This window comes from Paenibacillus sp. P2(2022), from assembly GCF_029522175.1.
In the GTDB taxonomy this organism is placed as follows: Bacteria; Bacillota; Bacilli; order Paenibacillales; family Paenibacillaceae; genus Paenibacillus; species Paenibacillus polymyxa.
Window position 1 is genome coordinate 399,489 of record NZ_JAKWFI010000002.1, and the last position, 12,795, is coordinate 412,283.

10 protein-coding genes are annotated in these 12,795 nt (G+C 47.7%); 3 read left to right on the top strand and 7 right to left on the bottom strand.

What is annotated here, in order from left to right:
* Window positions 1-151: 151 nt before the first annotated feature.
* On the bottom strand, window positions 152-1,225 hold the full coding sequence (locus tag MMB75_RS09070; RefSeq protein WP_045243941.1) for a glycosyltransferase family 2 protein: 1,074 nt from the start codon (window positions 1,223-1,225) through the stop codon (window positions 152-154).
* 394 nt (window positions 1,226-1,619) lie between these two features.
* Here MMB75_RS09070 and MMB75_RS09075 point away from each other — a divergent pair, with 394 nt between their 5' ends.
* The 3 genes from MMB75_RS09075 to MMB75_RS09085 all read left to right on the top strand — a co-directional run bounded on the left by MMB75_RS09075 (window position 1,620) and on the right by MMB75_RS09085 (window position 5,935).
* Window positions 1,620-4,463 (top strand): bifunctional glycosyltransferase/class I SAM-dependent methyltransferase, encoded by a 2,844-nt coding sequence (locus MMB75_RS09075; protein ID WP_045243940.1) that lies wholly within the window; start codon window positions 1,620-1,622, stop codon window positions 4,461-4,463.
* Between the two features lie 24 nt (window positions 4,464-4,487).
* Window positions 4,488-5,150: a class I SAM-dependent methyltransferase gene (locus MMB75_RS09080; RefSeq protein ID WP_016819604.1), complete on the top strand. Its 663-nt coding sequence runs from the start codon at window positions 4,488-4,490 to the stop codon at window positions 5,148-5,150.
* An 83-nt stretch (window positions 5,151-5,233) separates the two neighbouring features.
* Window positions 5,234-5,935, top strand: a complete 702-nt coding sequence (locus MMB75_RS09085) for an HAD family hydrolase (RefSeq protein ID WP_016819605.1) — start codon at window positions 5,234-5,236, stop codon at window positions 5,933-5,935.
* A gap of 102 nt (window positions 5,936-6,037) precedes the next feature.
* Here the strand turns inward: MMB75_RS09085 and MMB75_RS09090 are convergent, their stop codons facing one another.
* From MMB75_RS09090 to MMB75_RS09115, 6 genes are read right to left on the bottom strand one after another with little or no spacing between them, the layout of a single operon-like run.
* Window positions 6,038-7,216 (bottom strand): YheC/YheD family endospore coat-associated protein, encoded by a 1,179-nt coding sequence (locus MMB75_RS09090; protein WP_019686837.1) that lies wholly within the window; start codon window positions 7,214-7,216, stop codon window positions 6,038-6,040.
* Complete coding sequence (locus MMB75_RS09095; RefSeq protein WP_016819607.1) at window positions 7,198-7,713, bottom strand: GNAT family protein; 516 nt, start codon at window positions 7,711-7,713, stop codon at window positions 7,198-7,200. The genes MMB75_RS09090 and MMB75_RS09095 overlap by 19 nt, the downstream gene beginning before the upstream one ends.
* Before the next feature lie 18 nt (window positions 7,714-7,731).
* A complete protein-coding gene (locus MMB75_RS09100; protein WP_017425918.1) occupies window positions 7,732-8,838 on the bottom strand; it encodes a YheC/YheD family endospore coat-associated protein in 1,107 nt (368 codons plus the stop codon).
* Window positions 8,835-10,205 carry a YheC/YheD family endospore coat-associated protein gene (locus MMB75_RS09105; protein WP_016819609.1) on the bottom strand — a complete coding sequence of 457 codons (1,371 nt, stop codon included), beginning with the start codon at window positions 10,203-10,205 and terminating at the stop codon, window positions 8,835-8,837. Before MMB75_RS09105 ends, MMB75_RS09100 begins: the two co-directional genes overlap by 4 nt.
* Before the next feature lie 12 nt (window positions 10,206-10,217).
* Window positions 10,218-11,372 (bottom strand): YheC/YheD family endospore coat-associated protein, encoded by a 1,155-nt coding sequence (locus MMB75_RS09110; RefSeq protein WP_045243939.1) that lies wholly within the window; start codon window positions 11,370-11,372, stop codon window positions 10,218-10,220.
* A gap of 43 nt (window positions 11,373-11,415) precedes the next feature.
* Entirely contained in the window at window positions 11,416-12,795 is a 1,380-nt protein-coding gene (locus MMB75_RS09115; RefSeq protein ID WP_016819611.1) for a YheC/YheD family endospore coat-associated protein, read from the bottom strand.

Here is a 12,795-nt window from a genome sequence, read left to right on the forward strand (position 1 = left end):
ATGACGAATAGGAAAGGCCATCTGCAAGCATCACGTGCAGGTGGCCTTTCCTATCTATAAAACTAGTAACTTGTAAACAAAGCAGATTGTAGCTAATAAAGTCGATTTTCTACAAAAGAAATCGACTTTTTCAATGGCGCTCAACAGAATATTATTTTTGGTCTAGCTGTGCAAAATACTGCTCGTTATATAAAACACTTGGATGAGTAGGATGGTGCAACTGGGCTATGCGATGATGCGATTTTGCTTTTTCGATGTCACCGATTCGGTCATAACAGAGACATAATTGCAAGTGTGGAAACCAGGTATAGTACGACGAATTGGTTAAGGCCATCACATTTTGCGGGGGCTCAATCAGCGTCGCCTGATGAAACCAATAAATGGCTTGAGCATACTGCTCATCTTCAATGAACAAATTGCCGAAAGCACAGCAGAATTGGGCGCGTGGTACATCGAGGGTAAGTGTGCGGAGCAGTGCCATCCGTTGCTCCTGTTTTTGTGCTTGACGACCGTAGCAATCCGCAAGCTTAAAGCAAGCAGCAATCCGATCTTCTATCCATCCTTGATTTAGCCCTAGATAATGTTCGTACTGCTGAATGGCTTCTAGTGTGCGTCCGTTATCATATAATTCATTGGCGAAGTAGTAGTGATCTCGTTCAGAAAATACGGTGCCCTGCTCCCGATGCTTGAGATATATGTGCAAATTACGAGCAGTATAAGCTCGTGTTTTGTTATGAGTCACCGCCATATTACTGTGAAAGATGCTGCCTGTTACATTCAGGAACTCGTGAACAAATCCGGTCCATCTGAATCTGCGATCACGCCGTACAATTCGGTTTCTTTTGAGCTTATACAACGGCTGTCCTTGTTCATCTACGGATAGCACATAATCCATTGTAATGCTGTCATAAGAGAGGGTGGCTTGTTTTTTCCAGTTGAGAAAGGATAGTCGATCTTTTTCTTCCAGTATGTCATCGGCATCCAGCCAAAATTGATATTCTTGCGTGGCCTGATCAAACGCATAATTACGGGCAGCGGAGAAATCATCGCACCACTCAAAGTTGTATATCCGAGCGTTGAATGATGCAGCGACCTCTTGGGTTCTATCGGTAGATCCAGTATCAACGATAATGATTTCATCCACCAGGTCATGGACTGATTTCAGACAGGTATGAAGGGCTTCTTCTTCGTTTTTGACAATCATACATAAGCTGACAGTCACCATGCTCTTAGTCCCTCCCAAAAAACTTGGTATAATTTCCATTTTATTAGGATAGCTTGCTCATTATGTAGTAATTCGGCTTGAACATGTAAAGGGGATATGATGATCATAAATTCAGTTCTGCTCTAATAAATTAGAAAATCAAAGCTGGATGTTTGGGGGAAGGGTATGGATTGAAGATGTGGGTGACGTTCCGGGTTAGGATGTGCGACAGGATGGGTTTTATCGTTGAGTGGGGAAATTGTATTTTGTATTGATGTCGTTTTCATTGATATTTCCAGGTGTAAGTCCATTCATACCACGCTCACTCCCATATCGCTTGGTCGCAATTATGGTATGCGTTAGGACATGGAGGGGGAATGGTTATGAGGCTTCCGCCTGATGGAGGCGTTGACACATGCGTATACTAATCGGCAGCCCGGTGCACCAGAAGCCGGAAATTTTGTCTTTGTTCCTTCAAGCATTGGAGCGTCTGGAGGCACCTGACGTGCTACCGGATTATTTGTTTGTCGATGATAATGACAATCCGATTTCAAGCCAGTGGCTAGTTGACTTTTCCAATCGACTTCCGGGACGGGTTTTACCCTTGTTAACAGGCTCGCAGCAAGTGGAGAACCGAAGTGATGAGCACACTCATTATTGGCCGCCTGCTCTTGTCTGGAAAGTGGCTGGCTTTAAAAATCGTCTTATTGATTATGCACTTCAGCACAATTATGACGCGTTGTTTCTAGTCGATTCAGACCTGGTTCTCCATTCCCGTACCTTGTGCAGGCTGGTGGAGACGGAGAAGGATATTGTATCAGAGATTTTCTGGACACGCTGGCAACCGGAAGGACCGCTATTGCCTCAAGTGTGGGTTAGTGATGAATATAACTTGTTCCATCGTGAAGATGGCGAAGTGTTGTCCGCAGAGGAGCGAGCGCAACGTGAGTTGCATTTTATACACCAGTTGCATGTTCCAGGTTTGTATGAGGTGGGTGGTCTAGGGGCGTGTACCTTAATCCGCAGACGGGCGCTGGAAGCAGGGATTCATTTTGGTAAAATCAAAAACGTTTCTTATTGGGGAGAAGATCGACATTTTTGTATTCGAGCGGCTGCATTTGGATTTCCACTTTTTGTAGACACACACTATCCGGCAATGCATCTATATCGGGAAGCCGATCGAATGAAGGCAGAACAGCTATTATTCACCCTAAAGTACTTTACATCGAACCGCCCAGAGCATGTAACACATGCGGAACACTCCGATATTTCTCCAAGCTCTCCAGCCTTCAATCGTCCAGCATCGTCAAGAACCCCTAAATTCAACGAACCTCCAGTTATACCCGATGATCTCCGCGAAACTGCTGTCTTTGCCAAGTACACGGCAGATTCGTTTGTTGTACCCCCGGCGTTCACTGGTCCACGACAAAGTGAGCTTTATACACCGCCTGTCTCTAATCCTAAATTGACGCTGACCATGACGGTATGCAATGAGGCAGATCGCAAGCTTACAGACGTGCTGCTGAGTCACCGGGAATACATTGATGAAGCAGTCATTATTGATGATGGTAGTCATGACGATAGCGGAGCGTTGTGCCGGGAAATCTTACAAGGAATCCCTCTGCGTCTGATCCGCAATGAAACACCCTCTTTTATCAATGAAGTCGAACTTCGAAAGCAGCAGTGGAGAGAGACATTGGCTTCTTCTCCCGAATGGATATTAAGCATGGATGCTGACGAAATGTTCGAATCCCGCTTTGCCCAAGGGGTACATTCTTTGTTAGCGGGAACGAAAGCGGATACGATTTGTTTCAGGTTGTTTGATATGTGGTCTTCGACGCATTACCGTGATGATGACTATTGGCAGGCTCATCGGTATTACCGTCCTTTTTTAATTCGCTATAAAGAGGGGTTCCCTTATAAATGGAAGGAGCAGTCCTTGCACTGTGGGAGATTACCCGAAAATGTACTTGACCTTCCCACAGAGATCAGCAACTACCGTATTCAACATTGGGGTTGGTATACACCTGCTATTCGCATGGCTAAATTTGAGCGGTACCAGCTGCTTGACCCAAGTGCTCGTTATGGATGGAAAGAGCAATATGAATCCATTTTGGACCCGAACCCACGACTCACGCTCTGGGTGGATCAGGACAACAAAAATACAGAAAAAGAACCTACATCAGAATATGAACCTGACCATCAGGTGAACGCCTTGGATGTCGCCAAGGTGGCCAGTGTACAGGTCATGAACAAACCCGAACTACAAATAAAAAGTGAAGCCAAGGACACCTTTTATGCTACGGAGAAGGGGAAAGGAGCAGAGCAGAGTGTAAAATGCAAACTGTGTGGCTCATCTGACACGGTAGTATTTCATGATTATCAACGCTTTACCTTGATGGGATGCGGCTCCTGTGGATTGGTTTTTCGTAAGGATGTAGATCATATTCAGTCTGAGGAAATGATAGCAGAGATTTATAATGCCGATTGGGTTGCTATGCGGGATAGTGCGGCGACGTCCACCTATGGGGATCATGCTCTTTTTGGACTTATGTTGCTCGATATGTTCAGTCCCAGAAAAGGAAAATTGCTTGAGATTGGCTCAGGCACCGGAGAATTTATCCATGCTGCCCTTCAAGCTGGCTGGAATGCAGTGGGCATTGAGCCGTCCAGTGACTCGCGTGCCTATGCCAAATGCAAATATGAGGTAGATTTATTATCAGGCTATTGGAACGGTGAAACAGAATTAGATGCTCAAATACAACAAACTGTGGAAATTCACCGAGATCATGAAGATCAGGAAGGGATTGAGACTGAAAGTTTAGAGGAAGAAGCGGACTTACCTCTGGAGCACCAATACGAAGCCATCGCATGCTGGCATGTACTGGAGCATATCGCGGACCCGATCACATTTTTGACGGATTTGCGTGATCAGCTTCAACCTGATGGAACGTTATATATTACGGTCCCCAATAAAAACTCGTTTACCAACGAGGCCTATGGCGTTCACTCGCCTTTATTTACGGAGGAAGATCATTTGTACCATTATTCGGATCATACACTGACGCTCTTGCTGGAAAAGTCCGGCTTGCGCCCGGTGGCTTTGTTCACCCGCCAGCTTCCTGCTGGTTTGGATGCCTTGCTGCAAGCACATCCTTTGTACGGTGAGCTTGCCTTTACAGAGCAAATGGGATTGTTGGCTAAGCTTCAAGGTGAGAAACGGGGTCATGAATTATGCTGTGTAGCAAGAGTAATCTAAACATCTCCAAAGGAGGCTACATTCATGAATATGGCTGACCCGTATCTGTCTCGCTTTTTTGTATATTCTGATCCCAATTCGTCCAATATGATTTACAGACTCCCTCAAAGCTGGTGGAGTCGTCCCTATGAGTATGAGTGGTGTCTCCAATTTATGTCCGGGCAAGATACAGTATTGGACGCGGCTTGTGGAATACCGCACCCGTTCAAATTCGAGCTTGCCCGCCGTTGCGCTCAGGTTTATGCCTGCGATTTGGATATACGCATCGTTTCTGTAGATGCCATCTTGGCTGAGGTGCGGCGGGATATTGGGGAGGAGGCTGCTGAGCGCATTCAGGAGATTTTACCGGTTCGGCTCCACTCCGCACATGCCAATTTAACTGCTCTGCCCTATGAGGATGCCAGTTTTGACAAAATTGTATGTATATCAGTGTTGGAGCACTTAACCCCCGATGAATCTTTGGCAGCCTTGCGTGAATTTCACCGAACGTTAAGGGATGACGGAATGCTTTTACTGACATTTGATTATCCTACAGTGGACCTTTCAGCGATGGAACAGTGGATAGAAGAGGCGGGGTTTTCGTATTGGAGTGGGGTGGATCTTAAGCTTCCACGGGGGGCTTTACACACAGATATGTGGGGCGGTTTACATTGTTTTAGGACTGTTCTAAAAAAATATAAGAGTTAACGATATGCGCAATGAGGTTTACACAGACCTCTCTTATTGCTTATCATGAGAGGGGTTGGAGTGTAAACTTACATAGGAAAGGAATGACTGATAACTACATGAACAATGCACCTGTGTTGAAGAAACCTGAGGCTATGGTATTTGATATGGACGGTACGCTTTTTCAGACAGAGACGCTATTGCTTCCTGCGTACCACAAGCTGTTTGATACGCTGCGCGCCGAAGGGCTTTATGAAGGAGAGACTCCTCCCGAGGAGCTTATTTTGAATAGTTTGGGTATGCTGCTGGATGAAATCTGGAGAAGAGTGATGCCAGAAGCCAGTGAAGCGGCTCACAGAAGAGCGGACGAGTTGTTGCTTCAGCTGGAGCTGGAGGGATTGAAGAATGGAAGTCATGCTCTGTATCCACATGTAAAAGAAACACTTCAGGCACTTCATGAGCAAGGTGTCCGATTATTCGTAGCCAGTAACGGGCTGGAGGATTATGTAAAGGGGATCGCTGCAGCGTATGAAATGGTTCCTATTTTTGAAGGACTGTACAGCGCTGGGGAATACAGTACGCTTTCCAAAGTGAATTTGCTAGAAATTCTGTTGAGCAAGCACGATATTTCGAATGTATGGATGGTAGGAGATCGTTCCTCAGATGTGGAAGCTGGCAAAAAGAACGGACAGACGGTGATCGGCTGTGCTTATGCTGGATTTGGTGTGAATGATGAGTTGGAAGGGTCCGATGCGATTATTACAGACTTTACGCAGTTGCTTACGCTTTATAAAAACGCCGAGTAACGGTGAAAACGCAGATAAGCGTTATAAATCGCTGTGGCGTACCATATAAATAATACATGCAAACGATGTTAAGCAGATAACAAAACAAAGGAAGGCAGCCACTTAGGCGGAGCCTTCCTTTGCTTTACTTTCTGTCTTATCTTCTGTTTGTTCTTCTGCTTTTTGTTCCGTCTGCGGCTTCGGATTAATCTGAGTGTGGTAGACCCATAGGGCATATTCCATAGGTTTGGTGATGGCACGACGATAGGTTTCTTTTTCGCCAATGCGTGAAAATACCTCGCGAGCCGGCTTCGGGTTGACCTCAAGCACGTAGATATGACCGTCCTTATTAATTGCCAAATCGAGCGCAAGCTCACATAATGCCCCATAGCTTTCTTCCAGATATGCAGCAATGTCCAGTCCGAGCTTTTCCCCTTGCTTGATGATTTTCTCTCTGTGGCCTTCATCACGAATCCATTGCGTCAGCAATTGCTTCATCGGTACTGCCTTGCCTCCGCCATGCAGGTTGGAAGTGACACTCCGATGTGCCCCGATGCGCCCGGCACATCCCGTTAGCTCCCATACTCCCTGGCTATTTTTCTGTACCAGCATACGGTAATCATGGACCCTGCCATTCGGCAACTGCACAGGAATGCCTTCCTGAACAATGTAGTTATCCATGTTCCAGCTACTCAGACGCGGCTCCAGACGATCCAGACGTACCCGTTGCTGGGGAATAATATGGCGCTTGCGATTGCGTCCCTCAATCAGATACAGGCCACTCTGCTTGTTAACAGGCTCAATGCGTAAAATGCCGCGGCCTCCTGTGCCGTTAATTGGCTTGAGGTATACTAGTGAATTCTGTTTGAGCATTCGCTTTACACTATGAAATCCATCGAACGGCTCTGTTGCAGGCAGATGGGGGCGAAAGGCAGCCTTTCTCGCAAGCTGCTGATGAATGGCCCATTTATTGCTCAGCGGTCGGTTTAAATAAACAAGGTCTGTATACTGCAATCGGAATTTCTTTAATTGACGATACCGCTCACTGCGCTGCACTCGGCAGCGGTCGAAAATCATATCCGGAAATTCTCGCCATTTTCGAGTCCATTTACCGCTATGTGGATCATAAATTTGGGCAAGGAGCAGTCTGCGATCCTTATGGACATCCGCAGGAGTGAATACATACATATCCAGCCCCAGCCTTTTGCCTTCTGCGATCATGCGTTCATATATGTCACGTTCCTCCAGTTGCTTCTTACTGTTCAAATACAAAGTCATGATGCCTAGGACAGGTTTTGGCACAGCATTCCACCTTCCTCTGCCGTCTGCTCATCTTCGGACAACTCCCCACAAAATATCAGCGTGGGCTTTCCCGTCGGTCCAGTCGTCATTTCATGCGCAATAAGTCCAGCGCCGAAACAGGTTTTGAGACTGGCCATATTGTCGGTGGCTACGCTGCACGTCAGACGGCGCAGCTGTTGGAGCTGGGCGGACAGCAGTCTAGCGCCCAGTCTGCGGCCCCGGTAAAGCGGACGAACAATCACGATGCAAGCATCTTTCCCATAATTCAGAGCGAGGGAAAATCCCGCAATCCGTAGCCCCTTCTCCGTGCGCACATATGCGCACAGGAGGGAGGAGCCAGGGGTGTTCAATTGCTCCGGCGTTAAAACAGCCAACTGCCGCAGAGCATTGCGAGTAATGCGCATGCCGCCCGAACTGCGAGCCAGAAACAGCAACTGTCGTCGTCTCAGTACCCAACTCCGGGCAGGCAAATGTTGAACATCGCTAATTTGCGGCATGATTCCACTTCCTTGAGATTATTTCATTCGTTCGGCCAAAAAGGAGCTGTATTGAAATATACGTCTAAGTGATTTTTGACGGATTTCGGGCTCGTCGAATTTCATCGGTTTGGCATTGGCTTCAAAAAACCAGAGGGTCCCGAGTGTGTCTACGCCCAAATCCATAGACATTTCACCGTGAGAAAGACCGGATGCGCGTTCAATTTGACGTGCAATCTGAATGGCCGTACTTTTAACCTTATCCAGCAAATCTGTGCTGTCCTCAGGTCCAAAGATTGAGGATAGCAGCTTGAACGGATCCTCCACACTTCCCCCACGCGGAACATGTGTTGTAATACTTCCCTTACCCGCTAGTCTGGCGCCTACTCCGGTAATGCTCCATGCGCCACGGGCATTTTTTTGCACCAGAAGCCGCAAATCGAAGGGCTTTTTCTGATAGGTTGCCAGATCGATACCCTGCTGAATGATATAAGGCGAGTTGCCTGTTTCTCGGCGAATACGTCCCCATAACCGAGACAAGGATACAGATCGGTAGGTTATGCTTTTTTTGTCATGTTGAATGGTCAACCTGTATGCCATCAGATGCTCAGGGTTGAATCTGAGAATCATAATTCCCTTTCCGGCCTTACCGTTTTCCGGTTTGAGATACAGGTATGGATATGCAGACAGCATTTTTCCTAAGGAAGACAGGTTGCTCAACCGTTTGGTAATTGGAACAAGTTGACGAGTGGATTCCGAGGTACGGAGCCATTTGAACAGTTCCCATTTGTTAAAAAAGCCCGGATTGTACAGCTCAACGCCTGAGGCATGTGAAATTTCATCCAGCTTTGCGCGCACAGAAGTTTTAAGTTCATAATTACGGTTGGGGATACGATTATAAATGACCTGTGGAGATGGGAAATCTTGTTCCTCCCATATCTGTGAGTTTTTGTTGTAGATGTAGCCCTTCACTGTTTCATCTGCCAGCTTCAAGTCCCTGACAGTAACAATGTACACCTGATACCCCATGCGCGTTCCCGTTTCTAGAATATCCCTGAAGTTTCGCTGATTTCCTTTGAAAAATTGTTCATCGTCGTGCACTGTCAATACAGCAACAACTGGTTTTTGCTCCGCCCGGGTATTCATAGTTCCTCTTTTCTGCGGAATTTACTGAGGTAAAGACAGTGGTCCAAAATATGCTCCACGGATGCTTTACCCTCCGCACGCAACGATGGATGCTGAAAAATGGATCGACCTGGCTTAGAATTGGCTTCAAACATCCATACCTTTTCATCCTGATCAATGCCCAGGTCGAACCCGATTTCACCCAGTAGATGCTGGTGGTGATATTCAATGGCTTCTGCTAGCGTAACTGCTACATTCTTGGCACGTTGAAGCACTTCACCCGCTCGGTCTCCGAATACCCGACCGAGTGCTTGCTCGGGTGTCATCAGGGAACCGCCGTTTTTGATATGAGTCGTGACACTGCCACGTCCGGCTTTTTTGGCTCCAATGCCAACGACGACCCATTGGTTATTGCCGTCTTTGTGCATATGAAACCGGAAATCAATCGGGCAATTATCAATCTCGATTAGTTGAATGCCCTGCTGAATGACGTAGCCTTTTAGCGTCTGTCCCTTATTGGAGTGAAGCATCCGCAGCATGGAGTTAAAAGTGGTAAACCGCAGCAGTACATTGCTATTTTTCTTCCGATACCTCACATAGTATCCTTGTTTGGGGACATAGGACAGACGATAGATTCCTTTGCCCAGACTGCCGCTACTTGGCTTATAATAAGCAAATTGATGCCGCTCCAGCATACCTCGGATACGTTCAGAGCTGGGATTCATATAGGATTCAGGGACATAACGGTTAACCTCTGGATTATTTTCCAGCAGATGATAGATATCGGATTTATTGAAAAAGCTCCAGTTAAAGAAAGGAATTCGTTTGCGGGAAAAGCGTTCGCGTAGTTGATTAATCGCTGGGGAAAAATCTGAGCGGCGGCTCGGCAAACGATTATAAATTACGTCCGGCAGAGGTACGAGTTTACGTGTAAACTCCCCGCTGGATGACAGGAAATAGCCGTTAATCGTATCATTTTGCCAGTTGATATCCCGTGGGGTGAAGGCAAAAATATAAGATTTTTTGCTGCCTTCCTTCAAAAGTTGCTTAATAAAGCCTGTGCGTGATCCAAAAGGGCGGGTGGTGGAGTTAGTAGCATCAGACAATACTCCAATCAACGGTCCAAGCTGAACATCTCCGTCTAGATTCCGCAAATAAATAGACCCGCTTTTGGGAACACGAATTGCGTTACGCAAGCCGGAGGTCAAGTATAGATGACGTCCCGCCTTCTGAATGGGTTTTACTGTTGCGGGAATCTGATCCTTGCCAAGTCGCAGACGAATGGACTTGGCTCCAGATAACTTAAGGCTTTTCAACAAGGCAGTGGATATATACGCCACCTTGTCGGGCTGCTGTGAGAAATGCACATTGCAATGCGTTAAACTCATCTGTTTATCCTCCTATACCGTATGTTCAAGGGAGGCGCCCGCGCCCTTTGGCCCTGTCGCTTTGGAATGGGTCATTAAATATCGAGCATATTCGAGCGGGCGGTTGACCGACCGAAAAGCGCACTCTGGCTGACGAGTCTGAAAAAAGGAGGCCCGGCCAGGGCGGGAATTAACCTCCAACAGCCAGATATTCCTGCTCCGGTCAATACCATAATCAATTCCCAACTCGCCAAGGCGGCCATAGCGTTCCTCCAACGCCCCGGCAATGGTCAAGGACAGCTCTATCATCTGTCCGATGATGAGACGTGTGCTGTCCACACCAAATTGTTCACGAAGGTAAGGCTCTGCCGGATGGGCTTCGCCCCCACCGTGCAGATTGGAAGTCAGAGTTCCTTTTCTGCCTTCCCTCACGGCAAAGCCCGTCAGGCGCCAACAGCCGTTGCCGTCCTTTTGCATGAGCGCGCGAACATCAAAGGGATGATTGCTTTGGCTTGTTAATTTCAAATAAGGCTGCACGATATAGGCGCGTTTGTGTGCAATACCGTCAATCCATGACAATCCTGCATCCAATTCAGTAAACAAGCGACGGAACGGGCGGTTTTGGGAGTTCCTGCCTTGTACGTACAGTCCCTGACCTCCTTCCGCCAGCCGGAGATACAGCGTGCCCTTGCCATGTGTTCCGGACTGTGGTTTCATAAATAGCTCCGAATGGCGTTGCAGCCACTCCACAAGCTGGGTCGTATCCCGGTATGGGGCCGTAGGCGGCACAAAGGGCCGTACTTTATCTACCGTATGCAGAGCGCGATACACCTGCCATTTGCCAGGCAAGTTACGCGACCAGTAGATGAGCTTGCGCGACTTTTGCTCCGCTATGTCTCCCAGTGTGCGCTTGACATTCTGGCTCTCATGGATATGGAGACAGCGGTTATAAACAATATCCGGCAAGGGAAAGCGGCCAAATGTCCATACTCCAGCACGATAAACATAACCCCGTATGGAATGATCTTCAGGTGAAACTCCTTCGGCGGTAAACGCCATTACGCTAATACCAGAGCGCTTGCCCAACAAGCTTAGCCTGCGACAGAAATCGGCTTCGGTAATAGGGGGAGTAGCGTCCTGCTTTCGGCTAACAAGCACGCCCAGCATGCCTGGCATAACAAGAGACACCGACAACAGCTCCTTTGGCAGCCGGACTCTGGAAGAGATGGATTCATTTGAATCCGGCTGAATAACAGCAGTATTCAATCATTTTTTTTACGGACGGGCGGGTTTTCTGATCATTTAACGGCGTATTGTCATTTTTTGATGGTTTGGAATTGACCTCCAGCAACCAGATACGCCCCGTGCTGTCAATCGCCAAATCAATACCAAATTCCGCGAAATGGGCGGGAATTGCCTTTTCTACTCCGCTTGCGATATCCAGTGCTGCTGTTTTGAGAGAGGTAAGACCATTCGATTTAACAGTTGCGGGCAGCGTGGTTTTGGCCAGTGCTTCCTTGACTGTACTGAGCGTACCGCCTCTTGCCAGATTGGATACAAAGTGGCTGCCTCCGGCGATCCGAGCGACAATGGATGTTACGGTCCAGGTTCCAGACGCATTTTTTTGTACAAGCGCGCGAAAATCGACCGGACGTTTACCGTGATCAATCAAGGTAAGGCCCTGTTGCAGCTGAAAGCGTGTCGATTTCATTTTTCCCGCTAAGCTTTTGTACAGTTTATCGACGTTGGCGTACGTTTGCTTTCGGGGTGTGCCCGCTGTTGTGGATAGCACAGAAAAGGTACCATCGGTTTGCTTGTTAATGCGCATAATGCCTTTACCAAGGCTTCCGCGCACGGGTTTGAGAAAAACAGAGGGATACTGGGTGCACATTTTTTTGAAAACGGCAAAGGTTTGCAGCAAGTGGGACTCGGGTAAATACTTGCGTAGGGAAGAATTCGATTTGAGTGCATCAAACACTTCATTCTTATCCAAAAACTTTTCATTAAAAAAGGCCGTGCCGTACTGCGATTTTACTTCTTTCATGAAATGCTGTACGCTAGTTCTGTTCTCGAGTTTACGGGAGGTAAGCCGGTTATTGACGACATCGCCGGCAGGCATGACCGTCTTTTTCCAGCCTCCGTCATACACCCATCCCTGAACTCGCCCGGGCTGACTTCCGATATGCTCCGGGGTGAAGAAATACACATATGCTCCTTGTCTGCGGCATTCCCCGACTAGTTCACGGCAGAACAGGGTGATCGACCCGAAAGGCTTGTCGGGTTGTTCGGGATAGTCCCGACTAACCAGCACGCTAATAAGTGGGCCCACTCGAAGTGTCCGGCGGCCTCGGCTGTAGGTTACTCGCAGATTACAACTGTCATGACTGGCATGAAGCCCCATTTTTCGGGCCAGTACGCTTCCCACGCGTAGACCGCTGTATCGGGGTACCGATATGACGGTAACCTCTTGGCGGAACGAACCGAAGGCGAGCTGAACGGGGTGGCCTGCGGATATTTTCCATTTGCGAAGCAGGGACTCGCCGACCATGAGTACGTCATCCTGCAAGATGCCCGATCCGATGATTTGAATCGTTGTTTTTTTGATGGACAT